Origin of the sequence: Pseudomonas sp. B14-6 (genome assembly GCF_013260315.1) — a bacterium.
In the GTDB taxonomy this organism is placed as follows: Bacteria; Pseudomonadota; Gammaproteobacteria; order Pseudomonadales; family Pseudomonadaceae; genus Aquipseudomonas; species Aquipseudomonas mandelii.
The window spans coordinates 3,200,838-3,225,327 of sequence record NZ_CP053929.1; the positions used below are offsets into that span (position 1 = coordinate 3,200,838).

A 24,490-nucleotide genomic window follows, 5' to 3' on the forward strand; every position below is an offset into this window, starting at 1 on the left:
CCAATGCTTAGCGAGTGGTTACTTCAGTAGCTGCGAAGAAGTACGAGATTTCGCGAGCAGCAGCGGCTTCGGAGTCCGAACCGTGTACAGCGTTGGCATCGATGGAGTCAGCGAAGTCAGCACGGATGGTGCCGGCAGCAGCTTCTTTAGGGTTGGTAGCGCCCATCAGCTCACGGTTCAGAGCGATAGCGTTTTCGCCTTCCAGAACCTGAACGACAACTGGACCGGAGATCATGAAAGCAACCAGGTCGCCGAAGAAACCACGAGCGCTGTGCTCAGCGTAGAAGCCTTCAGCTTCGGCTTTGGACAGTTGCTTCATTTTCGAAGCTACAACCTTCAGGCCGGCTTTTTCGAAACGAGTGGTGATCTCGCCGATGACGTTTTTTGCAACAGCGTCAGGCTTGATGATGGAGAAAGTACGTTGAACAGCCATGGTGTAACTCCAGAAACGGTAATTTGCGAAAAATTAAACCCGCGAATTATACGCGGGTTCTTTGGTATTGCCTAACTGCATACGGCGCAGACTCAGTCTGCTTCTTCGATCCAGGCGGCCTGAATGGCTTCAAGTACCTTCTCGCCACCGCGGGTCGGATCATCACGGAACTCCGGCAATGCCAGCACCCATTTGTGCAGATCGACGAAGTTCACATAACGCGGATCCACTTCCGGCCGGGATTCAGCCAGCTGGATCGCGATTTCCAGCACATCAACCCATTTCAGACTCATGACGTTTCCTTGAATCAGTGCGGCGCTTCGGCCGCATGGTTGAGCGAGTACTTCGGAATTTCGACGGTCAGGTCTTCAGTCCCGACTTTTGCCTGACAGGCCAAGCGTGAGTGGGGCTCCAGCCCCCAAGCCTTATCAAGATAGTCTTCTTCCAGCTCATCGGCCTCTTCCAGCGAGTCAAAGCCCTCGCGAATCAGGCAATGGCAGGTGGTGCAGGCGCAGACGCCGCCGCAAGCGCTTTCCATCTCGATATGGTGTTCGTGAGCCAGTTCGAGGATGGAGATGCCGGGTTCAGCCTCCACAACCATGCCGTCCGGGCAAAACTTCTCGTGTGGCAGAAAAATGACCTGCGGCATCGTTATTCCTCAATCTCATTCAAGTTGCGCCCCGCCAGCGCGGCTTTCACCGTTGAGTCCAGGCGGCGGGCAGCAAAAGCGTCGGTCACTTGCGACAGACGCTTGGTCTGCTGCTCGATGGCGAAACCATCGGTACCTTTCATCAGTTCGGTCAGTTCCTGCATCTGCAACTCGATGACCATGCGCTCTTCGGCGTCGAGCAAGCGCTCACCGTCGACATCAAGGGCAGCCTGCACCGCTTCGATCAGGCGCTGGGCGTCGACCTGCTGCTCACGCAACACACGGGCGACCTTGTCGTCGTTGGCGTGCTGGAACGATTCCTTGAGCATTTTGGCGATTTCGCCGTCGGTCAGACCGTAGGACGGCTTGACCTGAATGCTGGCCTCGACGCCTGAACCCAACTCGCGAGCGGAGACACTGAGCAGACCGTCGGCATCGACCTGGAACGTCACGCGGATTTTCGCAGCACCGGCGACCATGGCCGGAATGCCGCGCAATTCGAAGCGCGCCAGGGAACGGCAGTCGCTGATCAGCTCACGCTCGCCCTGCAGCACGTGAATCGCCATGGCCGACTGGCCGTCTTTGTAAGTCGTGAAGTCCTGGGCGCGGGCAACGGGGATGGTGGTGTTGCGTGGGATCACCTTCTCCATCAGGCCGCCCATGGTTTCCAGCCCCAGGGACAACGGAATGACGTCGAGCAAGAGCAATTCGCCGCCATCGCGCTTGTTGCCAGCCAACGTATCGGCCTGGATCGCAGCCCCAATGGCCACCACTTGATCCGGATCGATTTCAGTCAGCGGCTGGCGACCAAAGGCTTCAGCGACGGCTTCACGAACGCGAGGCACGCGCGTCGAGCCGCCGACCATGACCACAGCGTGCACTTCGTCCAGCTCGATGCCGGAATCACGCACCGCGCGGCGGCAGGCTTTCAGGCTGCGGGCGACCATTGGCTCGATCAGCGCATCGAAGGCTTCGCGGGTCAGTTGCGCTTTCCAGTCGCCGTAAGCGACTTCAACCGTCGAGGCATTGGTCAGGGCTTCTTTGGCCGCACAAGCGGTTTGCAGCAGATGGCGCTGAGCACCCGGGTCGAGGTCGGCGGACAAGCCGGCGCTCTCGATGATCCAGCCAGCGATGGCGTGGTCAAAGTCATCGCCACCCAAGGCGCTATCGCCACCGGTAGCGAGGACTTCGAATACACCGCCCGTCAGGCGCAGGATCGAAATATCAAACGTACCGCCACCCAGGTCGTAAATCGCGACCAGGCCTTCGGCATGCTGATCCAGACCGTAAGCCACTGCGGCTGCGGTCGGTTCATTGAGCAAACGCAGCACGTTCAGACCGGCCAGCTTGGCCGCATCCTTGGTCGCTTGACGCTGAGCATCATCGAAATAGGCCGGAACGGTGATCACCGCGCCCACCAACTCGCCGCCCAATGCCGCTTCAGCACGCTGACGCAGCACCTTGAGGATATCGGCGGAGACTTCGACCGGGCTTTTCGGCCCCTGAATCGTGTCGATGAACGGCATGTGCGACTCGCCACCGACAAAGCGGTACGGCAGTTGGTCGCCCAATTGCTTGACGTCGGACAGACCACGACCCATCAAGCGCTTGACCGACAGCACGGTGTTCAAAGGATCGGTAGCAGCCGCCAGCTTGGCGGACTCGCCGACTTCGACGCGATCGGCGTGGTAGCGCACGGCGGACGGCAGGATGACCTGCCCTTCGGCGTCGGCCAGAGGCTCGGAAAGACCACTGCGCAACGCAGCGACCAGCGAATTGGTAGTGCCCAAGTCGATCCCCACAGCCAGACGACGCTGGTGCGGTTGAGGACTTTGGCCGGGTTCGGCGATCTGCAGTAGGGCCATCGTTATCAGGACTTATCTGTATATCAGGCGTGCGACCGGAGCGGCACTGGGTTAATCGTCGAGGCGCTCTTCTAACTGGCGCACTTCGTAGGTGAGCTTGTCGAGGAACTGCATGCGCCGCATCAGGCGTTCGGCCTGTTCACGTTGCGCTGCATCATCCCAACAGGCTGCGAAGCTTTCGTTCAGTTCATCCTGAGCCGTCTTCAGGCGACGCTTGAACACTGCAACACCCGCCAGGTCGGCGCTGTCTTGCAGGTCTTCGAGCTCTTCACGCAATTCCATCTGCTGCAGAAGGAATTCCGGATCATGCACCGTGACCTCCAGCGGCAGCTCGCCTCCATTCAAAGCGAGCAGGTATCGCGCGCGCTTTGGGGGACTTTTGAGCGTCTGATAGGCCTCGTTGAGGCTCGCGGATTGCTCCAGCGCCAGCCGCTGCTCGCGCTCGGAAGCGTCTGCAAAGCGGTCCGGATGAACACCGCGCGCCAACTCACGATAGCGCGTGGCCAACTGATCGAGATCCAGACGGAAGCTCGGCTGCAGTTCAAATAAAGCGAAATGACAAGGAGTACCCACGAGCAGCCTCAGATGTTGAAGCTTTCGCCGCAGCCACATTCACCGCGCACGTTGGGGTTGTTGAACTTGAAGCCTTCGTTCAACCCTTCCTTGACGAAATCGAGTTCGGTGCCGTCCAGGTAGGCAAGGCTTTTCGGGTCGATGATCACTTTCTCGCCGTGACTTTCGAACACCTGATCCTCTGCAACCACCTCGTCGACAAACTCCAGCACGTAGGCAAGGCCGGAACAACCTGTGGTGCGAACACCCAGGCGAATCCCCTCACCTTTGCCGCGCCCGTTAAGGGAGCGTCGCACGTGTTGAGCAGCCGCTTCTGTCATGCTGATAGCCATCGTTGACTCCTTACTCGTCGCTTAATGCTTAGATCAAGCCTTTCTTCTGCTTGTAGTCGCGAACGGCCGCTTTGATAGCGTCTTCAGCGAGTACGGAGCAGTGAATTTTTACCGGCGGCAGTGCCAGTTCTTCGGCCAGCTGAGTGTTCTTGATGGTCTCTGCTTCATCCAGAGTCTTGCCTTTCATCCACTCGGTCGCCAGGGAGCTGGAGGCGATCGCCGAACCGCAACCATAGGTCTTGAACTTGGCGTCTTCGATGATGCCTTGCTCGTTGACCTTGATCTGCAGACGCATCACATCGCCGCACGCCGGAGCGCCGACCATGCCGGTGCCGACATCAGGGTCTTCCGCGTCCATCTTGCCGACGTTGCGCGGGTTTTCGTAGTGGTCGATGACCTTTTCGCTGTAAGCCATGATTCTTAATCCTCACTCATCAGAGAGTCGCTCTTGAGCCCTGAAAACCTTGGTTTTGCAGGGCCGGTTTGCGGCGACTTGAAATCAGTGTGCCGCCCACTCGATTTTCGAAATGTCGACACCGTCTTTGTACATGTCCCACAGCGGCGACAGGGTGCGCAGCTTGGTAACGGCCTCGCAGACTTTCTGCGCGGCGTAGTCGATTTCTTCTTCGGTGGTGAAACGGCCGAAGGTGAAACGGATCGAGCTATGGGCCAGTTCGTCGTTGCGGCCCAGGGCGCGCAGTACATACGAAGGCTCAAGCGATGCCGAGGTGCAGGCCGAACCGGACGAAACCGCCAGATCCTTGAGCGCCATGATCAGCGACTCGCCTTCAACGTAGTTGAAGCTCAGGTTCAGGTTGTGCGGTACGCGGGCGGTCATGCTGCCGTTGATGTACAGCTCTTCCAGGCCTTCGACCTGCTTGAAGAAACGGTCGCTCAGGGCTTTGATACGGATGTTCTCGGCCGCCATGTCTTCCTTGGCTACGCGGAACGCTTCACCCATGCCGACGATCTGGTGGGTCGCCAGGGTGCCGGAACGCATGCCACGCTCGTGACCGCCGCCGTGCATGGTCGCTTCGATGCGAACACGCGGCTTGCGGCTGACGTACAGCGCGCCGATGCCTTTAGGGCCGTAGGTTTTGTGGGCAGAGAACGACATCAGGTCGACTTTCAGCTTCTGCAAGTCAATCTCGACCTTGCCAGTGGACTGAGCGGCGTCGACGTGGAACAGAATACCCTTGGAGCGGGTCAGTTCGCCGATGGCTGCGATGTCGTTGATGGTGCCGATTTCGTTGTTCACGTGCATGACCGAGACCAGGATGGTGTCGTCGCGCAGGGCGGCTTCGATCATCGCTGGCGTAACCAGGCCGTCAGTCTGAGGCTCGAGGTAGGTCACTTCGAAACCTTCACGCTCCAGTTGGCGCATGGTGTCGAGGACAGCCTTGTGCTCAATCTTGGTGGTGATCAGGTGTTTGCCTTTGGTCGCATAGAAATGCGCCGCACCCTTGATTGCCAGGTTGTCGGACTCGGTGGCACCGGAGGTCCAGACGATTTCACGCGGGTCGGCGTTAACCAGGTCAGCGACCTGACGACGAGCGTTTTCGACGGACTCTTCAGCTTTCCAGCCGAACACGTGGGAACGGGACGCCGGGTTACCGAAGTTTCCGTCGACCAGCAGGCATTCACTCATCTTTTGCGCAACACGCGGATCAACCGGGGTGGTCGCAGAGTAATCAAGGTAAATCGGCAATTTCATGGACTATCTCCTAATCAGGCTGGCTGGCGTACCGCTTTGCTCTCTGGCTGTCATTCGACGGCGGACGCTTCAATCTTGTCCAGGCGTGGCGCCTTGCTGTTGCAACGGCGCTGGTCCTGACGCTGGGCTACTTCTTGCACCTCACGGCGAGTTACAAGGTCAGCCAAGCTGATACCGCTCAGAAATTCGTGAATCTGCAGGCTCAGATCGCACCACAAGTGGTGGGTCAGGCAGGTGTCGCCTTGATGGCAATCACCCTGGCCCTGGCATTTGGTTGCATCGACCGATTCGTTCACCGCATCGATCACCTGGGCGACCTGGATGCCCTGCATGTCGCGGGACAGTTGGTAGCCACCGCCCGGGCCACGAACGCTGGAAACCAGATTGCTGCGGCGCAATTTGGCGAAAAGCTGTTCGAGGTAGGACAGGGAGATGCCTTGGCGCTCGGAGATATCGGCCAGGGACACCGGCCCGTGCTGCGCGTGCAACGCCAGGTCGAGCATGGCGGTTACGGCGTATCGGCCTTTTGTAGTCAGTCGCATGGACAATTACCACGGAGTTCGGAATGGGGCGAGTATGCAATTCCCGAGTATTTAAGTCAACTATAAGACCTAGTACTTTAGTCAGGATTACCCGCAAAAGAGCGCGCGCATCATAGCAAAGGCTGGCCGCGTACAGCCAGCAGTACCGCGTTATCGTTCTTCGCGGGCAAGCCTCGCTCCTACAGGGGTCGCGCCAAGGCTTGCCCGCGAAGGGGTCGGCGCGGTTTAACTGGCCTGGCTCTGATCCTTGTCCTTCACACAGGCAAAGTCTTCTTCGCGCAGCTCAGGCAGATCTTTCGCACAGTAATTACTGCCCAGGTCCTTCAACGCTCCGCACATCCCCTCCAGACGGCCATCGACTGCCTGCAGGTGATCGAGCAATTGGTTAATAGCCCGCGCCACCGGGTCAGGCATGTCTTCGCCAACACCGTAGGCATCGAAACCGATCTTCTCGGCCATGGCCTTGCGCTTGGCGTCCTGCTCTTCATCGGACTTGACGATGATCCGCCCCGGAATCCCGACCACCGTGGCCCCGGCCGGAACCGCCTTGGTCACGACGGCGTTGGAACCGACCTTGGCACCCGCGCCCACCGTGAACGGACCGAGCACCTTGGCGCCCGCCCCGACCACCACGCCATCTTCCAGCGTCGGGTGACGCTTGCCCTTGTTCCAGCTGGTGCCACCCAACGTCACGCCCTGATAAAGGGTGACATCGTTGCCGATCTCGGCGGTCTCGCCAATGACGATGCCCATGCCATGGTCAATAAAGAAGCGACGACCGACCTTGGCGCCGGGATGAATCTCGATCCCGGTCAGCCAGCGACCGAAGTTAGAGACAACCCGCGCCAGCCACTTCCAGCCCATACCCCACAGGGCCGATGACAGGCGATGGATCCAGATGGCGTGCATGCCGGGGTAGCAGGTCAGGACTTCAAAGGCGTTGCGCGCTGCCGGGTCACGATGGAAAACACTCTGGATATCTTCACGCAAACGCTCGAACATTTTTAATCCTTCCGCTTTAGAAGCTCGCCACGGGCCGCTTTCTGGGTTTCCGTGAGGATGCCACGCAATATATTCATTTCCGCCCGGCTCACCGAGCTGCGACCGTACAACCGGCGCAGGCGCGCCATCAAGTGCCGTGGTTTTTCCGGATCGAGGAATTCGATGGCCACCAGGGTTTGCTCCAGGTGCTCATAGAATCGCTCCAGCTCATCCATGGTCGCCAGCTCACCACTTTTGGTGGACGCCACCTCATCCTTCTCGACCTTGCTCGGCTGGCCTTGGGCCGCGAGCCAGGACATGCGCACTTCATAACTCAACACCTGCACCGCTGCCCCAAGGTTCAGCGAACTGAACTCAGGGTCTGATGGAATGTGCACGTGATAATGACATCGCTGCAGCTCTTCATTGGTCAGGCCGGAATCTTCACGACCAAAGACCAAGGCAATCTCGGCTCCCGATGCCGCTTCCTCGACCACCTTCACACCGCATTCGCGGGGATCGAGCAACGGCCAGGGGATGCGACGGTCACGGGCGCTGGTGCCAAGCACCAGATTGCAGCCGACCAAGGCATCTTCCAAGGTGGCGACGACTTGCGCGTTTTCAAGGATATCCCCGGCGCCGGAAGCACGGGCATCGGCCTCGTGATGCGGGAACAACCGCGGTTCGACCAGCACCAGCCGCGACAGGCCCATGTTCTTCATGGCACGCGCAGCCCCACCGATGTTGCCGGGGTGGCTGGTATTGACCAGGACGACACGAATGTTATGCAGCACGGGAGGCGTTCTCGAACACAAATTTGGGAGCAGAATCTTACAGTTGATCCTACCGTTAAGCTATGAAAGCGAACACCAACCTTCACCTGTAGAAAAGTTCTGATAGAATGCCCGGCTTTCTTTAACAACCTTAGGTGACACATCCATGCAGCCCATGCTGAATATCGCGCTGCGCGCCGCCCGCAGCGCCAGTGAATTGATCTTCCGCTCCATCGAGCGCCTGGATACCATCAAGGTCGACGAAAAAGACGCCAAGGATTATGTATCCGAGGTGGATCGCGCCGCCGAACAGAAAATCATCGACGCGCTGCGCAAGGCCTACCCGAATCACTCGATCCTGGGTGAAGAAACCGGCATGCACGCCGGCACCGGGATCGAAGGCGAAGAATACCTGTGGATCATCGATCCGCTGGACGGCACCACCAACTTCCTGCGCGGCATTCCTCACTTCGCTGTCAGCATCGCCTGCAAATACCGCGGTCGCCTGGAGCACGCTGTTGTTCTGGACCCGGTTCGCCAGGAAGAATTCACCGCCAGCCGTGGTCGCGGCGCTCAACTGAACGGTCGTCGCCTGCGCGTCAGCGGTCGCACCAGCCTGGACGGCGCCCTGTTGGGTACCGGCTTCCCGTTCCGTGACGACCAGATGGACAACCTCGACAACTACCTGGGCATGTTCCGCGCCCTGGTAGGCCAGACCGCCGGCATCCGCCGCGCAGGTTCGGCGAGCCTGGACCTGGCCTACGTGGCTGCCGGTCGTTTTGACGCCTTCTGGGAGTCGGGCCTGTCCGAGTGGGACATGGCGGCAGGCGCCCTGCTGATCCAGGAAGCCGGCGGCTTGGTGAGCGACTTCACCGGTGGCCACGACTTCCTTGAGAAAGGCCATGTCGTTGCAGGCAACACCAAGTGCTTCAAGGCAGTATTGACGGCGATCCAGCCGCACCTGCCGGCCTCGCTGAAACGCTAAGCGAACGCCCTCAAAAAAGCACCCTTCGGGGTGCTTTTTTTATGCCTGGAATTTTTACCTGCCGCATCACGGACCCCATGTAGGAGTGAGCCTGCTCGCGATAGCGATGTATCAGTCTCCGCCTGTTTTGACTGATAGATTGCAATCGCGAGCAGGCTCACTCCTACAAGGGTTTTGCTGTGTCGCTTAAATCGTGGGCACAAAAAAAGCACCCATCCGGGTGCTTCTTTTTGAATCTGAATTGCAGTTTTTTAGTGAGCCTGTTCGTTCTGCGACAGGACCAGCTTGCCTTCCTTGTCGACCGGAATCTGGTTACCCGGATCACGATCCATCCGCACCTTGCCTTCCTTGCCATCCAGCGAATAACGAACGTCGTAGCCTACAACCTTGTCGCTGATGTCATTCACCGTGTTACAGCGAGTCTGAGTCGTGGTGTAGGTGTCACGCTCTTGCATGCCTTCCTGAACCTTGTTGCCCGCATAACCACCACCGACAGCGCCTGCGACCGTGGCAATCTTCTTGCCGGTGCCGCCGCCGATCTGGTTACCCAGCAAACCACCGGCTAATGCACCGACCACCGTACCGGCGATCTGGTGTTGATCTTTCACCGGCGCTTGCCGGGTTACTGCTACATCCTTGCACACTTCACGTGGCGTCTTGATTTGTGTCTTGACCGGTTCAACGGCTAGCACTTGCGCATACTCAGGGCCGCTTTTAACCAGGCTGTAGGTGGCAACAGCACCCCCGGCTGTTACACCGACAGCACCCAATACCGCACCAACCAGCAACGACTTGTTCACATGAACCTCCTGACCATCACATGCGGGCAAAGCCCGCGCTTCTCCCAGCCTTGGAGCATAAAAAAAGGCGCGAGTTCAACTCGCGCCTTTTTGGGCTGACAGCTGGAGGAGCGATGGCCGTTATGGACGGTCGTCGACTTCCTTGTCAGTGGCCGCAGGAGGAATCAGGTCCTCGCTGCTCAGGTTCAGCCAGATCAGCACCACGTTCGCGATGTAGATCGACGAGTAAGTACCCGCCAGAACACCGATAAACAGGGCAATGGAGAAGCCGAACAGGTTGTCGCCACCAAAGAACAGCAGGGCCGCGATCGCCAGCAAGGTGGAGATCGACGTTGCCATGGTGCGCAGCAGGGTTTGCGTGGTCGAGATGTTGATGTTCTCGATCAGGCTGGCCTTGCGCAGTACACGGAAGTTCTCACGAACCCGGTCGAATACCACGATGGTGTCGTTGAGCGAGTAACCAATGATCGCCAGTACCGCCGCCAGCACCGTCAGGTCGAAGGTGATCTGGAAGAACGACAGGATACCGATGGTCACGATCACGTCGTGGATCAGCGAAACGATGGCACCGACCGCGAACTTCCACTGAAAGCGGAAAGCCAGGTAGATCAGGATACCGCCCAGCGCCATCAGCATGCCGAGGCCGCCCTGGTCGCGCAGTTCTTCACCCACCTGCGGGCCGACGAACTCGACGCGTTTGACCGTCGCCGGGTTGTCGCCGCCGACTTTCAGCAGCGCTTCTGCCACTTGATGGCCCAGCTGCGGGTCTTCACCCGGCATACGCACCAGCAAATCGGTAGTCGCACCGAAGCTCTGCACGATTGCCTCGTGATAACCCGAAGTGACCAGCTGCTCACGCACCTTGGTGACATCGGCCGGACGCTCGTAGGTCAGCTCGATGAGCGTACCGCCGGTGAAGTCCAGGCCCCAGTTCATGCCCTTGGTGGCGACGCTGAACAAAGCCAGCACGGTAAGGAACAATGTGACGCCGAACGCAACGTTGCGAACGCCCATGAAGTTGATTGTACGTAACATGGCAGCCCCTTAAATCCACAACTTCTTGAAGTCACGACCGCCGAAGATCAGGTTGACCATCGCGCGGGTCACCATGATGGCCGTGAACATCGAGGTAAAGATCCCGAGGGACATGGTCACTGCGAAGCCTTTGACTGGACCTGTGCCCATCGCAAAGAGAATCCCGCCGACCAGCAACGTTGTCAGGTTGGCGTCGAGAATCGCAGTAAAAGCCCGGCCGAAGCCTTCGTTGATTGCCCGTTGTACGGTCATGCCCGCCGCGATCTCTTCACGAATCCGCGAGAAGATCAGAACGTTGGCGTCGACCGCCATACCCATGGTCAATACGATACCGGCGATACCCGGCAGGGTCAGCGTTGCACCCAGCAGCGACATCAAGGCCAGCAGCAGCACCATGTTCACCGACAGTGCGACGGTGGCGATGATGCCGAAGAAGCGGTAGATGGCGATGATGAACAGCGAGACAAACAGCATGCCCCACAGCGATGCATCGATACCTTTGGTGATGTTGTCGGCACCCAGGCTCGGGCCAATGGTGCGCTCTTCAGCGAAGTACATCGGTGCAGCCAGACCACCGGCACGCAACAGCAGCGCCAGTTCGGACGACTCGCCCTGACCGTTCAGGCCAGTGATGCGGAATTGAGCACCCAGCGGCGACTGGATGGTCGCCAGGCTGATGATCTTCTTCTCTTCTTTAAACGTCTGGACCGCAACGTCTTTCTCGACGCCGTTGACCATTTGCTTGGTGTACGTGGTGACCGGGCGCTGTTCGATGAAGATCACCGCCATGCTGCGACCGACGTTGCTGCGAGTCGCACGACTCATCAGCTCGCCACCGTGGCCATCCAGACGGATGTTCACTTCTGGCGTGCCGTGCTCGCCGAAGCCAGCCTTGGCGTCAGTCACCTGGTCACCGGTGATGATCAGGCCACGCTCGATCTGTGCCGGTGGACGATTGCCTTCACGGAATTCGAAGCTTTCGGAAGTGGCTTTCGAAGCGCCCGGCTCAGCCGCCAGACGGAACTCAAGGTTGGCCGTCTTGCCGAGGATACGCTTGGCTTCTGCGGTGTCCTGCACGCCCGGCAGCTCAACCACGATGCGGTTGGCGCCCTGACGCTGAACGATCGGTTCGGCAACACCCAGCTCGTTGACGCGGTTACGTACCGTGGTCAAGTTCTGCTTGATGGAGTATTCGCGGATTTCCGCCAGCTTGGCCGGGGTCATCGCCAGACGCAGCACCGCCTGACCATTGAGGTCGGCCGGAACAATGTCGAAATCGTTGAAGTTCTTGCGGATCAGTGCGCGGGCCTGCTCGCGGGACGCTTCATCACTGAAACCCAGCTGAATGGCACCGTTGAGTTGCGGCAGGCTGCGATAGCGCAGTTTCTCTTTACGCAACAGGCTCTTTACATCGCCTTCGTACACTTTCAAGCGTGCGTCGAGGGCTTTGTCCATGTCCACTTCCAGCAGGAAGTGCACACCACCGGACAAGTCCAGACCCAGCTTCATCGGGTGCGCGCCCAGGCTGCGCAGCCATTGCGGGGTGGTTTGTGCCAGGTTCAGCGCGACGACGTAGTCATCACCCAGTGCCTTGCGCACGACGTCTTTGGCCGGCAGCTGATCTTCAGCCTTGGTCAGACGAATCAGACCGCCCTTGCCATTGGCCGCCAGCGTGGCTGCCTTGACGTTGATCCCGGATTCCTTGAGCGCAGCGCTCACACGATCCAGATCAGCCTGATTGACTTGCAGCGCAGTGCTTGCGCCGCTGACCTGAATGGCCGGGTCATCAGGATATAAATTGGGAGCGGAATAAATCAGACCGACCGCCAGCACCGCCAGGATCAGAATGTATTTCCACAGAGGGTATTTGTTCAGCATCACGCCGCCCGCTTATGACGCGGGGCGCCTTGCGCGCCCCGTCGATTGAGTAGAAGTTGAAACTTAGATCGCTTTTAGCGTGCCTTTTGGCAGCGTGGCGGCAATGGCGCCTTTCTGGAACTTCATTTCGACGGTGTCGGAAACTTCCAGAACCACGAAATCATCAGCCACTTTAGTGATCTTGCCGGCAATACCGCCGGTGGTCACAACTTCGTCGCCTTTCTGCAGGCTGCTCAGCAGGTTCTTCTGCTCTTTGGCGCGCTTGGCCTGTGGACGCCAGATCATCAGGTAGAAGATGACCAGGAAACCGACCAGGAAAATCCACTCGAAACCGCCACCCATTGGGCCGGCAGCTGCCGGTGCAGCAGCGTCAGCCATGGCATTAGAGATAAAAAAGCTCATTTAGCACTCCAGTTGCAAATGTTGAATCTTGGGGTCAGAAAACTCAGTCCAAAGGCGGAACAGGAAGCCCGCGTTTGGCGTAGAAGGCATCGACAAAGGCGGCCAATGTACCCTGTTGAATAGCCTCGCGCAAACCAGCCATAAGCACTTGATAATGACGCAAGTTATGGATGGTATTGAGCATGCTCCCCAGCATTTCGCCGCACTTGTCCAGGTGATGCAGATAAGCGCGGGAGAAGTTCTGGCAGGTATAGCAATCGCAGGTCGGATCGAGCGGCGAATCATCATGGCGATGGAACGCGTTTCGGATCTTCAGCACGCCTGTATCAATGAACAGATGCCCATTGCGGGCATTACGGGTTGGCATCACGCAATCGAACATGTCCACACCGCGGCGCACACCCTCAACCAGATCTTCCGGTTTGCCAACGCCCATAAGGTAACGAGGTTTGTCAGCCGGCATTTGCCCCGGCAGGTAATCCAGCACCTTGATCATCTCGTGCTTGGGCTCGCCCACCGACAGACCGCCAATGGCCAGGCCATCGAAGCCGATCTTGTCGAGGCCTTCCAGGGAGCGCATGCGCAGATCCTGGTGCATGCCGCCCTGAACGATGCCGAACAGCGCCGCCGTGTTGTCGCCATGGGCTTCTTTCGAACGCTTGGCCCAACGCAACGACAGCTCCATGGAAATCCGTGCGACGTCTTCGTCGGCCGGGTACGGGGTGCATTCGTCGAAAATCATCACGATGTCCGAGCCCAGGTCACGCTGAACCTGCATCGACTCTTCCGGGCCCATGAACACTTTGGCGCCGTCGACCGGAGAAGCGAAGGTCACGCCCTCCTCCTTGATCTTGCGCATCGCACCGAGGCTGAACACCTGGAAACCACCGGAGTCGGTCAGAATCGGGCCTTTCCACTGCATGAAATCGTGCAGGTCGCCGTGCTTCTTGATCACTTCGGTGCCAGGACGCAGCCACAAGTGGAAGGTGTTGCCCAGAATGATCTCCGCGCCGGTCGCGACGATATCCCGCGGCAGCATGCCCTTGACGGTGCCATACGTGCCCACCGGCATGAACGCCGGGGTCTCGACGGTACCGCGCGGGAAGGTCAAACGACCGCGACGAGCCTTGCCGTCGGTAGCAAGCAACTCAAACGACATACGACTTTGGCGACTCATTCTTTGTCCTCAGGGCCACGTGGTGCGGGGTTACGGGTGATAAACATCGCATCACCGTAGCTGAAAAAGCGGTATTCATGCTCAACAGCCGCTTTATAAGCGGCCATCGCTTCGGGATAACCGGCGAACGCCGAAACCAGCATCAACAGCGTGGATTCGGGCAAATGAAAGTTGGTGACCAGGGCGTCGACCACATGAAACGGCCGGCCCGGGTAGATAAAGATATCGGTGTCACCACTGAACGGCTTGAGCACACCATCGCGCGCGGCGCTTTCCAGGGAACGCACGCTGGTGGTCCCCACCGCCACCACACGACCACCGCGAGCGCGACAGGCCGCCACGGCATCCACCACGTCCTGGCCGACTTCCAGCCATTCGCTGTGCATGTGGTGATCTTCGATCTTCTCGACGCGCACCGGCTGGAACGTGCCCGCGCCGACGTGCAAGGTCACGAACGCCGTCTCGACGCCCTTGGCGGCAATCGCCTCCATCAGCGGCTGATCGAAATGCAGCCCCGCCGTCGGCGCCGCCACCGCGCCCAGGCGCTCGGCGTACACCGTCTGATAACGCTCGCGGTCCGAGCCTTCATCCGGGCGGTCTATATAAGGAGGCAGCGGCATGTGCCCGACGCGATCCAGCAGCGGCAACACCTCTTCGGCAAACCCCAGCTCGAACAACGCATCGTGCCGCGCCAGCATCTCGGCCTCGCCACCGCCATCGATCAGGATCTTCGAACCCGGCTTCGGCGACTTGCTGGACCGCACATGCGCCAGCACGCGATGACTGTCGAGCACCCGCTCCACCAGAATTTCCAGCTTGCCGCCGGAAGCCTTCTGGCCAAACAGCCGCGCCGGAATCACCCGGGTATTGTTGAACACCATCAAATCGCCCGGGCGCAAATGCTCGAGCAAATCGGTGAATTGACGGTGTGCCAGGGCGCCGCTGACCCCATCAAGGGTCAACAGGCGACTGTTGCGACGCTCGGCCAAAGGGTGGCGAGCAATCAGCGAATCTGGGAGTTCGAAAGTAAAGTCAGCAACGCGCATGATGGGGTTCGTCTAGCAGGGGCCGGAAGTCTAGCCGAAATAGTGAAAATTCTCTATGTACCTGATTGACCGACGGTAATCTCATCTCTATACTTCGCCGCCATTGAGCCCTGATGGCGGAATTGGTAGACGCGGCGGATTCAAAATCCGTTTTCGAAAGGAGTGGGAGTTCGAGTCTCCCTCGGGGCACCATATAGCAGTATCTGAAAGTCTCTACCAGACTCTCAGACCCAGAGAAACCGGCCACTCGAGCCGGTTTTTTTGTGTCTGGCTATCTACCTCTGTATCCCCTTATCCGTTGTATCCCTGTACCCCTGCTTGTATCCTGAGAAAAATGCCGAACTTTGGGATACAAGGATGAAGCGCGCAGATATCAAGCGCCGCCCTCTAGCAGACACGACGCTTGCGGGGCTGGAGCCAGAATCAAAGGAATACAGGGAGCTGGACGGAAACGGCCTCTACTTCAGGGTCAAACCTGATGGTGGAAAATCCTGGCAGCTCCGCTACAAACGTCCGGCGGGCAATTGGGCCTGGATGGGGCTCGGGGGTTACCCGGAAGTAAGCGGTGCATTGGCACGGGACAAAGCTGCTGAACTACGCAAGGTAGTTAGCAGCGGCGCCGATCCTCTCGAACAGAAACGCTCCGCCAAAGCTGCCATTGACGCTGCCAGGACTCGGACCTTCCGAGCTGCTGCTGAAGCTTGGCTCAGGGCCAAAGAAGAAAAGGGCCTCGCTCCCTCCACTCTTAACAAAATCCGCACTTACCTCAACAAAGACATCCTCCCGGCATTGGGAGATAAGCCCCTCGACGAAATTACCCGTACCGACTGCGCAGAACTCCAGGCATCCCTCGAGGCTCGAAACGCACACAACGTGGCGGAAAAGTGCCGCACGTGGATCAATCAGATCTTCGGTCGAGCCATCGGCCTAGGGCTCACCGAAAACGATCCAGGCAGCCGCCTGCGTGACATTGCAGCACAAGCTCCTAAGACTCAGCAGCATCCACATTTGCTGGAGCCTGAGCTGGCTGAATTCCTCCAAGCGCTCAGAAACACACCGAGCAGACTGACAGCCCGCACTGCTGCATGGCTTTGTGTCTGGACAGCATCACGACCCGGCATGGTTCGATTGGCTGAATGGAAAGAATTCGACCTTGAAAAATCCATTTGGACTACACCTGCTGCCAAGATGAAGATGCGCCGGGATTTTGTTTGCCCCCTTCCCCACCAAGCCGTTGCGGCACTGAAAGAGCTGTATTGCTTAACCGGTCGCAGCCGCTGGCTCTTCCCAGGAGTGGGAGCAAAAAATCCGACCATCAGTGAAAACACAATCAACAAGGTCTTCGCCACCATAGGCTACAAAGGTCGTCTCGTTGGACACGGGACTCGCCACACAGCGAGCACATTGCTTCGAGAACATGGCTGGCCTAAAGAACACGTTGAGGCGCAGCTTGCCCACAAAGAGGAAGGTATTTCAGGGGTATATAACAAGGCTCAGTACCTAGAACAGCGTGTAGTGATGATGCAGTGGTATGCCGACCACCTTGAGCAAATGGCAGCGGGTAATGTGGTGCAGGGACAGTTTGGGAAGGCGGTATGAGCGCACGTAATCGCCCCCCCTCAAAAATCGGTGTAACGCGTGTTACAGGTGTAACGAAGCCATATAACTCATTGATAATAATGAATTATTTATCGGTTACACGTTGTTTTCACCTCGAATGCCTCAAGTGTAACGACACGAAGTCGTGTAACAGAAATATCCCCGAATCCGTCCTGTCGGCAGCGGCTTTATCCAATCCACGACGCTGGAACAGCGCGCCTGTCTTGGGGCGAGGGGCGGCCTAAATGGATATCGAGCTAGGTATTGAACCTGAAGAACTAGAAATCGCAGGGACCGACGTGAAGTGTCTGATTTGGGACATGGATGACGCCGAACTAGCAGTGCGTGAGTTAGCGTTGTATCCCCATTTCCACGAGCATTTCCGAGAAGCTTTCGACCTCATCGGCGTGGCAACTTCGTTCTGGCTTGAGGATGGCTCCTACGCGACCAGTGCAGAATCAGTCACAAGCACCTTGTTTCGACTCCGGGATGCCATCGGTGAACGTGCAAGCTCTGCGGAAGCAGCTTCACTGCCTAACGTCATTCGAGGCTTTCTCGGGGTCGATCATCCAGCTACAGATTCACAACTCGCTGCAGCTTTTGCCCTGGTACTCGGCGTACAAGCTGTGGAAATACTTTCAAATTGGCTCTTCGAGCTCGAGGTCGCTACCTACGATATAGATGCGGATCTGATAGAGGGGCTAAGAAAGGACTCACCCCGCCAGTACTCGGCTCTTATCGACAAAGAACGAGATCGCCGCGCCGGCTTTGAAATAGAAGCGAGAGAGCAGTTTGCAGTCTTGAAAGGTGAGGCTAATCAGACATTGATGATGGCAAGCCTCTATCGCCAGGTGGAGAGCATCGATGTATCCAAAAATGGCTTCAACACATCGAGTCTGATGCTTCGACTACTTGACGAAGCCTTCTCAGCGAAGGCATCTAAACGCGGGCAAGAGGCTGGCAAAGGTAATCAAGAGGCAGACTCTAAAACACAAATAGAAACGATGGATCGGCGCTCAAACATAAAGGCAGCCGCAGAGCAAATTATTGCAGGCCGGCGAATCGAGAAACGAAACCTGACAGATGCAGAGCTAACCAACCTGCTGTTCGACCAGGCCGTTCACGGCACCAAGAAAACCATCCGCGATCATTTGACCGCGCTAGGTCTTCGACCACTCAAATAAAAAAGGGAACGGACACAGTCCGTTCCCTTCCCTCTCCGTAGCGTATGGCCTGTCGTCTCAATAAACGCAGGTTTGGATCGCTATGACTACCGCAATAAAACACCTTGCTTCACACGACCCCGCCACAACTCTCATCCGTATGCCCGAGGTGGTATCAATCGTTGGGCTTGCCCGCCCGACCATCTACAAGCTCATGCGCCAACCTGAGAGTGGATTTCCACTCCCAGTGAAGCTAAGTAACAGTAACGCCCGAAGTGCGCCAGTCGCGTGGGTGCTCGGAGAGATTCAAGCATGGACTCGCGCGCGCATCGCTGCACGTGATCGGGTGGCAGCATGAGAAAAAGACCTATCACTACGGCAGTGTTGCAACCCTTCTCAATTCTGCGCCAAGTCGGTTTTTCGCCGCGTTACATGCAACGCCTTGAGCGTTATCGCAGCCGGCAGGAAAAACAAAGTCGCGTCGTTGGTGTGCTCAGTTGGCCTGACGGCACCTGGTGCGCCATTACCTTCCACACCGAAAAATTCAATGCAGTGACTGTCGACGAAGGCCAGCAAGCAGCCGCCTACGAAGATGCTCGCGCCATGATCGATGGTGACTTCCTGCCCCTGCTTTCCCTGCGCTGGGAAGTTCATGCCTGAAATGAAAACGCCCCCGGGAGCGATCCGGAGGCGTTGAGGTAAATCTACATGCACAAACAATTTATGCTGCACCAGAATATTCCGCAAGCTATACGCACGGTTGCACTTTCGAAAAGCGGGCGTTACTCTCTGATTGTCGCTGCAAACTCAGCGATTGGGCTTGGCGGCCCAAACTGTACAAGGCGCAACAGCGCCCCCATTACGATTGCAGGCGCTTTTTTTGTGCCCGCATTCCTGTGTTATGGCGGGTTGCGTAGGAGCACCCTCGGGTGCGCCGGTCTCCTTGTACGCCGGTCCGCCAATCCTGCGCAATCCGTCACCCTAATCTGCTTGGCGGCAGACGGTGACGGTTCCTCAGTACAAGGAGCCTTCACAAATGCAATACGCCCTCAATCCGTCCAAAATTCGCGCCGCTGCACACCGTGCAATGGCTCTCGCCGCTTTACACGCCAACTCCAGCCTCGCTACACGCCTGTCCCGTTACAACGCTCACATGGCCAAAGCCCGCGCACTAGAAACCGCAGGCGGCGCCCAATGAATAACGCCCTGAGTTTCTCTCTGCCTGAAGACCTGCTTTGCGTGAATCCGACCGCAGAAGCCGGTGTGCCCATCGACGCTATTACCTGCGCGATTGACCGTGCCGATTCAGTGCTGACATTGCTCGAGGATCACTTCGAAAATGAATCCTCGCGCCTCGCCAATCACGTTATCGCAGCCGTCCTTTGGGATGTACGGGGCACCCTCGGCCTGATCAAAACACTGGCCATGCACGGCGATAACACGTCGACGCCTGCCATGCAGAAAGGCGGTGCGCTATGACCGCTTCCACCACGCTCGGCCACGCCACTTTTACTCGCGTGAATGCCACCGATTTAAAATTATTTCGGGTCAATGCCGGTGTCCCGGTCGAGGATGCACTGGAGATGGTTTCTCTACTCCAGCATCTCGCTAACCAACTCAACTTCGACGCCGCCATGAGCGACAGCGGTGAGCGTTTCAGTTGGCCTGCCCTGTACCTTGGCGAGATGGCCAAAGCGCTGATCGATGACATCAACGACGCGCTGTTTCTGCCGAGGGCTGACACATGAGCCAGCGCCCAAACATCACCACAAAACGTCCAAGCTTCGCCGACGTGAAAATCGCCGCGCTGAAAGACATTGATCGTGTCCTGTCGCACTGGCTGCCCAACGGTAAGCGCGTGGATGGCGGCAAGGAATACACCGCTCCAAATCCGACCCGCAGCGATAAGCGCCCCGGTTCACTCAAGATCAGCTTGAGCAAAGGCACTTGGTCCGACTTTGCCACCGGCGACAAGGGCGGCGACCTGATTGATCTGGTGCGCTATCTAGACGGAAGCACCGACGTCGAGGCCTGCAACAAATTGGCAGACCTGCTTAATGTTACGGCCGGCACCGCCCAGGCGAAAAACGCTCCTGCCAAGACGATAGCCCCTGGGTGGATTGCCATTCAACCGATCCCAGCAGAGGCCATGAACAAGTGCCCCGCCAAACATCGCAATCATGGTGTGCCGTCCAAGGTTTGGGTCTACCGCGACGCAAAGGGTCAGCCTCTCATGGCGCTCTACCGCTTCGATCTCGGCCCCGATGAAGACGGCAAGCCGAAGAAGGTCTTCGCGCCACTGACGTGGTGTCAGCGCGCGGACAATCAAACCAAACAATGGCGCTGGCAGGGTCTGCCAGATCCGCGTCCGTTGCTTCGCCTTGATGAACTGGCCCAGCGCAGTGACGCACCGGTGGTTCTGTGCGAAGGCGAGAAAGCTGCCGATGCCGCCGCCGAACTGCTGCCCAACCACGTGGCCACCTGCTGGCCGAACGGTTCCAACTCTTGGCACAAAGCCGACCTGACAACCCTCAAAGGTCGGGACGTGTTGTTGTGGCCGGACAACGACGACAGCGGCAAAGGCTGCATGGAAGTCGTTGCCGAGAAGCTGCGTGAAATCGGCGCTGCCTCGGTCCGACTCATCGCATTGGATGTGTTCAAACGCAAGCCGATCCGGAAGAACGAACGTGCCGCGTTTGCCAAAGGTGGGCAATGGAACGACGGCGACGATGCCGCCGATGCGATCGCCAAAGGGTGGACCGTCGCCCACCTCGTCGAGCTGGAAAGCAGCGGTGAACTGTTCGCGGTGATTGAGGAAAAAGCGGTTGTTGCACACGTTGAACCAGAACCCGAAGAGAAGCCTAAAGCAGCGCCCAAGCGCCCAACCAAATCGAAAAACGACCTAATGCCGGGAGGCTTTCGCCTGACGTCCGAAGGCGTGTTTTATGCCGGTGACGACGGCGAGGCGCGTCCGGTATGTTCGCCTCTGGCGATCCTCGCTCGGACGCGCGATGACAAGGGACAGAACTGGGGTCTGCTGGTCGAGTTCGACGATCCAGACGGCACCAAAAAACGTTGGAACATTCCGGCACGCACGATGACTGGCGACTTCGGCAAGGACGTGCTTGGGCCGCTGGTAGACATGGGGCTGCGCCTCGCCGGTAGCCGTTCGGGACGCAACGCACGCAATGACTTGCAGAGTTATCTCGGCGGATTTGACAGCGCGGAACGGGCACGTCTGGTAACCCGCTTGGGGTGGCACGACAACGCCTTTCTGTTGCCCGAGCAGCAGGTTGGCACGCACAGCGAACATCTGCATTTCTATGACGCCGGTGCACAGCTTCCACCGATCAGCGAAGCGGGCACGCTCGAACAATGGCAACAGCAGATCGGCTCACTGTGCGTTGGCAATCATCGCCTAGCGTTTGTCGTCGGGGTGGCCTTCGCGGGTCCGCTACTACACATGCTTGGCCATGAGTCGGGCGGCTTCCACCTGTACGGCGACAGCTCCGGCGGTAAGACCACTCACCTGCAAGTTGCCACCTCGATCTATGGCGGACCGCGCTTGGTGCGTTCGTGGCGCTCGACTGACAACGCGCTGGAGTCCATCGCTGCCGCGCATTCTGATGGCCTCCTGGTACTGGATGAAATCGGCATGTGCGATCCGCGCATCATTGGCGAAACGGTCTACATGCTCGGCAACGGCACCGGGAAGGCTCGCGCCAATGACCGAGGCCAAGCAGGCCGACAGGTACAAGAGTGGCGCCTGCTGTTCCTCTCCACTGGAGAGAAGACCTTGGCCCAGCACATGGCCGAAGCCAACAAGGAACTGAAAGCGGGCATGGAGGTGCGCATGCTCGCCGTTCCGGCCGATGCCAGCAAAGGCCTCGGCATGTTCGACACGCTCAACGGTTTCGAGGATGCGGCAGCGCTCTCCGATGCGCTCAAAGCCCGCGTAGCGAAATACTACGGCACCCCGCTCACTGCATTTCTGACGGCGCTGTGCGAACCCGGCAAACGCCATGGCTGGGCGGGGATCCTGCGCCGCACGCTGGAAGGCTTTATCGCTAAATCGCTTCCTGCATCCGCGAGTGGGCAGGCGCACCGTGCTGCCGCTCGTTTCGGTCTCGCGGCAGCCGCAGGCGAGCTGGCCACCGCGATGGGTATCACCGGCTGGCCGGACGGGACCGCCACCACGGCCGCTCGCGTGTGCCTGAGTGCTTGGCTAAACGAACGTGGCGGCGCCGGTAATTTCGAGGGCGATGCGATATCGGCGAGGCTGCGACAGTTCATCGAGCGCTTCGGCGAAAGCCGCTTCACCCGCTGGGAATCGACTGCAGCCAAGATCGACGAACACGGCCCGCGCACGATCGACCGCCTCGGCTTTCGCAAGACGCTGGAGCACGGCATGGGCGACACCCTGCACACCACAAATACCTACTACGTGCTGACCGAGGCTTGGCGCTCGGAGATCTTCCGGGGCATGAACCTTACCGCAGTAAACAAGGAACTCTTGCAACGCGGTGTGCTGGAGCCGAGCAGCGACGGCAAGGCATCAAGCCTCGTGCGATTGCCCGGCTTAGGCCAACAGCGCTGCTACATCGTGAAAGCAATTCCGGGAACGGATGACAGCGAGGCTCGGGCTGCCTGAGGGCACCTCATCTGATCGAGGTAACGCCGGCTCACTCCCGGCCTCGCCAGCCAAATCAATGTAATCAAAACTCATCAAGGACCATGAACATGAAAATGAATGAATTGAAACAGCAACGAGCCGCTCTTGTCGCTGAGCGCGAAACCATCGAAAACAGTCTTCCTATTATGGAGGCCGAGTGGCGCAACGCCCCCAGCAACTACAGCCCGAACGGCAACTTGATAGGAAGCCCTGAGGGGCGTGAAGCTATGGAGCGGCTATCATCTGCCAACAGCCGCTTGCGAGCTATCCCATATGAGCTTGAACGCATTGAAACAAAGATCGCGTATTTGGAACGCATGGAGCAGGTTGACGAAATCAAAACGAAGTCGATCCAAGCCATGTCCGAAACTGCTGCTGAAGTCGAAGCGCTGGAACGGACCCAGTTGCACTTGAATGAACGCCTTCTGACGATTAAGACGGATGCGGAGCAATCCCTTGAAAAAGCGCAGCAAGCAGAAAGAGACGCTGCAAGTCTGTATGCCAGAAGTCTCGCCAGTGGAGACAGCGAAGGCGAGAAAGCTGCCAACGGCGAAATTCAGAAGGCAGCCAAGCAACTAGCAACCACAGATGAGCACGTAAGAAGGCAGGAACTCATCCTCGTGGCTTTACAGGCGGAACTCGAGTCCCTCGAAATGCAAATTTCAAAAGCCAAGCAGCGAGCAGATGACGCCAAAAATGCGGCCCTGAACGCAGTAAGGCTTACGTTAGACGAAGAGTGGAATGCCGTTACAGATCAACTCATAGCTATAGGCGCACGGATACTTGCCGTGAGCTACCAAAAGGGGAGCTCGGGATACGGTTTCTCCAAGCTGGATGTACCTCGATTCGGCCCTTTTCATTCGGACCTTAGTAACTCAGAACTGGCCGCTGCAGCCCGTGATATTTCATTGGAAGATTTGCTGGCAGCGTGAATCCGAAATAGCCCGTCAATGCGGGCTGTTTAGAATTCCAAAGGATGAAAAAATCATGATCACTCCAATACAAAGCAGCGCCAGCTGGACTGACACTCTAAAGGCGCGCAAAAGCCATTTGACCGCGCTGATGAAAGTTGTGGATATCAATACCGGAAAGACCTCTAAGGTTCAGGCACTAACGGTCAACTTGATCAAGAACGAAATGTGCCTCATCGAAAGCCAGTTAAAAGGTCGAAAGTAACCTGAACTCTATGCTGCAATGCTATTCAGATAGATATCTTCGGAAATAAATTAGGAAGCAATAATGTCAAAACTTGCCGAATACCGTCAGCTGGAAAAGCACTTGGCCGAACAGCTCCAGGCGTTGGAAGCACTGAAGAACGACGGAGCACTGAAGAAAGAGATCGAGTTTGAAACCAAGCTCCGTGAATTGCTCGCCCAGTACGGCTTCAGCCTCAAGCACATCGTCAACCTATTAGACCCACAGAGCAGCGCACGCGGCCAAGCGCCTGTTCAAACGCCAGGCACGCGTAAACCTAGAGTGCTGAAGACGTATAAGAACCCGCACAATGGTGAAGTGGTTGAAACCAAAGGTGGCAATCACAAGATCCTAAAAGAGTGGAAAACACAACACGGTGCTGACGTGGTTGAAAGCTGGCTGAAAAAGTAAGATCGCTGCAGCTGAAAAAGGGCCCAGATGGGCCCTTTTTGTAATTTAGAATTCCTGATTTACCTACGTCATCAAGCACGGTCGTGCTGGAAAGCAGCACTATGGCGCTCCGCTGCATAACCACACCTGACGCAGTACCTCCGGACACTCCACCAATGAAGCTACCGCCCTCGGCGTATTTGATCTTTTCACGGGGCTTCTATGTTGCCTGCTGCCCAGACTTTTTGAACCTTCGTATAGGATGCGCCCCCTCCTAAGGCTGCGCC

General features: G+C 57.8%; 29 protein-coding genes and 1 tRNA gene. 13 read left to right on the forward strand and 17 right to left on the reverse strand.

The window, feature by feature from the left end; translation table 11 throughout:
- Positions 1 to 7: 7 nt before the first annotated feature.
- The 11 genes from ndk to trmJ form a co-directional block, all read right to left on the reverse strand.
- Entirely contained in the window at positions 8 to 433 is a 426-nt protein-coding gene (ndk, locus tag HP062_RS14535) for a nucleoside-diphosphate kinase (protein WP_010457859.1), read from the reverse strand.
- A gap of 92 nt (positions 434 to 525) precedes the next feature.
- Positions 526 to 726 (reverse strand): Fe-S cluster assembly protein IscX, encoded by a 201-nt coding sequence (iscX, locus tag HP062_RS14540; protein ID WP_010457861.1) that lies wholly within the window; start codon positions 724 to 726, stop codon positions 526 to 528.
- Between the two features lie 14 nt (positions 727 to 740).
- Positions 741 to 1,082, reverse strand: a complete 342-nt coding sequence (gene fdx, locus HP062_RS14545) for an ISC system 2Fe-2S type ferredoxin (RefSeq protein WP_010457863.1) — start codon at positions 1,080 to 1,082, stop codon at positions 741 to 743.
- Positions 1,083 to 1,084: 2 nt separating this feature from the next.
- A complete protein-coding gene (gene hscA, locus HP062_RS14550; protein WP_083375808.1) occupies positions 1,085 to 2,947 on the reverse strand; it encodes a Fe-S protein assembly chaperone HscA in 1,863 nt (620 codons plus the stop codon).
- Between the two features lie 51 nt (positions 2,948 to 2,998).
- Positions 2,999 to 3,520: a co-chaperone HscB gene (gene hscB, locus HP062_RS14555; RefSeq protein ID WP_010457866.1), complete on the reverse strand. Its 522-nt coding sequence runs from the start codon at positions 3,518 to 3,520 to the stop codon at positions 2,999 to 3,001.
- Between the two features lie 8 nt (positions 3,521 to 3,528).
- Positions 3,529 to 3,852, reverse strand: a complete 324-nt coding sequence (gene iscA, locus HP062_RS14560) for an iron-sulfur cluster assembly protein IscA (protein ID WP_007903589.1) — start codon at positions 3,850 to 3,852, stop codon at positions 3,529 to 3,531.
- A 28-nt stretch (positions 3,853 to 3,880) separates the two neighbouring features.
- Complete coding sequence (gene iscU / locus HP062_RS14565) at positions 3,881 to 4,267, reverse strand: Fe-S cluster assembly scaffold IscU (protein WP_003443374.1); 387 nt, start codon at positions 4,265 to 4,267, stop codon at positions 3,881 to 3,883.
- Between the two features lie 84 nt (positions 4,268 to 4,351).
- Entirely contained in the window at positions 4,352 to 5,566 is a 1,215-nt protein-coding gene (locus HP062_RS14570; protein WP_010457878.1) for an IscS subfamily cysteine desulfurase, read from the reverse strand.
- Between the two features lie 50 nt (positions 5,567 to 5,616).
- Positions 5,617 to 6,108 (reverse strand): Fe-S cluster assembly transcriptional regulator IscR, encoded by a 492-nt coding sequence (gene iscR, locus HP062_RS14575; RefSeq protein WP_007903581.1) that lies wholly within the window; start codon positions 6,106 to 6,108, stop codon positions 5,617 to 5,619.
- 225 nt (positions 6,109 to 6,333) lie between these two features.
- Positions 6,334 to 7,110, reverse strand: a complete 777-nt coding sequence (gene cysE, locus HP062_RS14580; RefSeq protein WP_010457882.1) for a serine O-acetyltransferase — start codon at positions 7,108 to 7,110, stop codon at positions 6,334 to 6,336.
- A 2-nt stretch (positions 7,111 to 7,112) separates the two neighbouring features.
- Entirely contained in the window at positions 7,113 to 7,883 is a 771-nt protein-coding gene (gene trmJ, locus HP062_RS14585) for a tRNA (cytosine(32)/uridine(32)-2'-O)-methyltransferase TrmJ (RefSeq protein WP_010457884.1), read from the reverse strand.
- A 145-nt stretch (positions 7,884 to 8,028) separates the two neighbouring features.
- Here trmJ and suhB point away from each other — a divergent pair, with 145 nt between their 5' ends.
- Complete coding sequence (suhB, locus tag HP062_RS14590; RefSeq protein WP_008053258.1) at positions 8,029 to 8,847, forward strand: inositol-phosphate phosphatase; 819 nt, start codon at positions 8,029 to 8,031, stop codon at positions 8,845 to 8,847.
- Positions 8,848 to 9,098: 251 nt separating this feature from the next.
- Here the strand turns inward: suhB and HP062_RS14595 are convergent, their stop codons facing one another.
- The 6 genes from HP062_RS14595 to queA all read right to left on the reverse strand — a co-directional run bounded on the left by HP062_RS14595 (position 9,099) and on the right by queA (position 15,185).
- Positions 9,099 to 9,647, reverse strand: a complete 549-nt coding sequence (locus HP062_RS14595) for a glycine zipper 2TM domain-containing protein (protein WP_010457893.1) — start codon at positions 9,645 to 9,647, stop codon at positions 9,099 to 9,101.
- A gap of 120 nt (positions 9,648 to 9,767) precedes the next feature.
- Positions 9,768 to 10,682, reverse strand: coding sequence for a protein translocase subunit SecF (secF, locus tag HP062_RS14600; protein ID WP_010457895.1), 915 nt, complete (start codon positions 10,680 to 10,682; stop codon positions 9,768 to 9,770).
- A 9-nt stretch (positions 10,683 to 10,691) separates the two neighbouring features.
- Positions 10,692 to 12,560: a protein translocase subunit SecD gene (gene secD, locus HP062_RS14605; protein ID WP_172791588.1), complete on the reverse strand. Its 1,869-nt coding sequence runs from the start codon at positions 12,558 to 12,560 to the stop codon at positions 10,692 to 10,694.
- A 63-nt stretch (positions 12,561 to 12,623) separates the two neighbouring features.
- The gene (yajC, locus tag HP062_RS14610) at positions 12,624 to 12,962 is read right to left on the reverse strand and encodes a preprotein translocase subunit YajC (RefSeq protein WP_007916913.1); all 339 of its coding nucleotides are present in this window, start codon (positions 12,960 to 12,962) and stop codon (positions 12,624 to 12,626) included.
- Between the two features lie 43 nt (positions 12,963 to 13,005).
- Positions 13,006 to 14,121 carry a tRNA guanosine(34) transglycosylase Tgt gene (gene tgt, locus HP062_RS14615; RefSeq protein ID WP_010457900.1) on the reverse strand — a complete coding sequence of 372 codons (1,116 nt, stop codon included), beginning with the start codon at positions 14,119 to 14,121 and terminating at the stop codon, positions 13,006 to 13,008.
- Between the two features lie 14 nt (positions 14,122 to 14,135).
- Complete coding sequence (queA, locus tag HP062_RS14620) at positions 14,136 to 15,185, reverse strand: tRNA preQ1(34) S-adenosylmethionine ribosyltransferase-isomerase QueA (RefSeq protein WP_008025479.1); 1,050 nt, start codon at positions 15,183 to 15,185, stop codon at positions 14,136 to 14,138.
- A 107-nt stretch (positions 15,186 to 15,292) separates the two neighbouring features.
- Here queA and HP062_RS14625 point away from each other — a divergent pair.
- From HP062_RS14625 to HP062_RS14680, 12 genes are all read left to right on the forward strand, one after another.
- Positions 15,293 to 15,377: transfer RNA gene (locus tag HP062_RS14625), tRNA-Leu, on the forward strand.
- A gap of 165 nt (positions 15,378 to 15,542) precedes the next feature.
- Positions 15,543 to 16,784: a tyrosine-type recombinase/integrase gene (locus HP062_RS14630; protein ID WP_172791589.1), complete on the forward strand. Its 1,242-nt coding sequence runs from the start codon at positions 15,543 to 15,545 to the stop codon at positions 16,782 to 16,784.
- 245 nt (positions 16,785 to 17,029) lie between these two features.
- Positions 17,030 to 17,968 (forward strand): hypothetical protein, encoded by a 939-nt coding sequence (locus tag HP062_RS14635; protein ID WP_172791590.1) that lies wholly within the window; start codon positions 17,030 to 17,032, stop codon positions 17,966 to 17,968.
- Between the two features lie 82 nt (positions 17,969 to 18,050).
- A complete protein-coding gene (locus HP062_RS14640) occupies positions 18,051 to 18,305 on the forward strand; it encodes an AlpA family transcriptional regulator (RefSeq protein ID WP_172791591.1) in 255 nt (84 codons plus the stop codon).
- Positions 18,302 to 18,607, forward strand: coding sequence for a hypothetical protein (locus HP062_RS14645; RefSeq protein ID WP_172791592.1), 306 nt, complete (start codon positions 18,302 to 18,304; stop codon positions 18,605 to 18,607). The genes HP062_RS14640 and HP062_RS14645 overlap by 4 nt, the downstream gene beginning before the upstream one ends.
- Positions 18,608 to 18,983: 376 nt before the next feature.
- Positions 18,984 to 19,145 carry a hypothetical protein gene (locus HP062_RS14650; RefSeq protein WP_172791593.1) on the forward strand — a complete coding sequence of 54 codons (162 nt, stop codon included), beginning with the start codon at positions 18,984 to 18,986 and terminating at the stop codon, positions 19,143 to 19,145.
- Complete coding sequence (locus HP062_RS14655) at positions 19,142 to 19,426, forward strand: hypothetical protein (RefSeq protein WP_038362940.1); 285 nt, start codon at positions 19,142 to 19,144, stop codon at positions 19,424 to 19,426. Before HP062_RS14650 ends, HP062_RS14655 begins: the two co-directional genes overlap by 4 nt.
- Complete coding sequence (locus tag HP062_RS14660) at positions 19,423 to 19,695, forward strand: DUF3077 domain-containing protein (RefSeq protein WP_172791594.1); 273 nt, start codon at positions 19,423 to 19,425, stop codon at positions 19,693 to 19,695. Before HP062_RS14655 ends, HP062_RS14660 begins: the two co-directional genes overlap by 4 nt.
- On the forward strand, positions 19,692 to 22,598 hold the full coding sequence (locus tag HP062_RS14665) for a DUF927 domain-containing protein (RefSeq protein ID WP_172791595.1): 2,907 nt from the start codon (positions 19,692 to 19,694) through the stop codon (positions 22,596 to 22,598). Before HP062_RS14660 ends, HP062_RS14665 begins: the two co-directional genes overlap by 4 nt.
- A gap of 89 nt (positions 22,599 to 22,687) precedes the next feature.
- Complete coding sequence (locus tag HP062_RS14670) at positions 22,688 to 23,551, forward strand: hypothetical protein (RefSeq protein WP_256666175.1); 864 nt, start codon at positions 22,688 to 22,690, stop codon at positions 23,549 to 23,551.
- 55 nt (positions 23,552 to 23,606) lie between these two features.
- Positions 23,607 to 23,795 carry a hypothetical protein gene (locus tag HP062_RS14675; RefSeq protein WP_172791596.1) on the forward strand — a complete coding sequence of 63 codons (189 nt, stop codon included), beginning with the start codon at positions 23,607 to 23,609 and terminating at the stop codon, positions 23,793 to 23,795.
- 63 nt (positions 23,796 to 23,858) lie between these two features.
- A complete protein-coding gene (locus HP062_RS14680; protein WP_172791597.1) occupies positions 23,859 to 24,224 on the forward strand; it encodes a histone-like nucleoid-structuring protein, MvaT/MvaU family in 366 nt (121 codons plus the stop codon).
- The last annotated feature ends 266 nt before the right edge of the window (positions 24,225 to 24,490 follow it).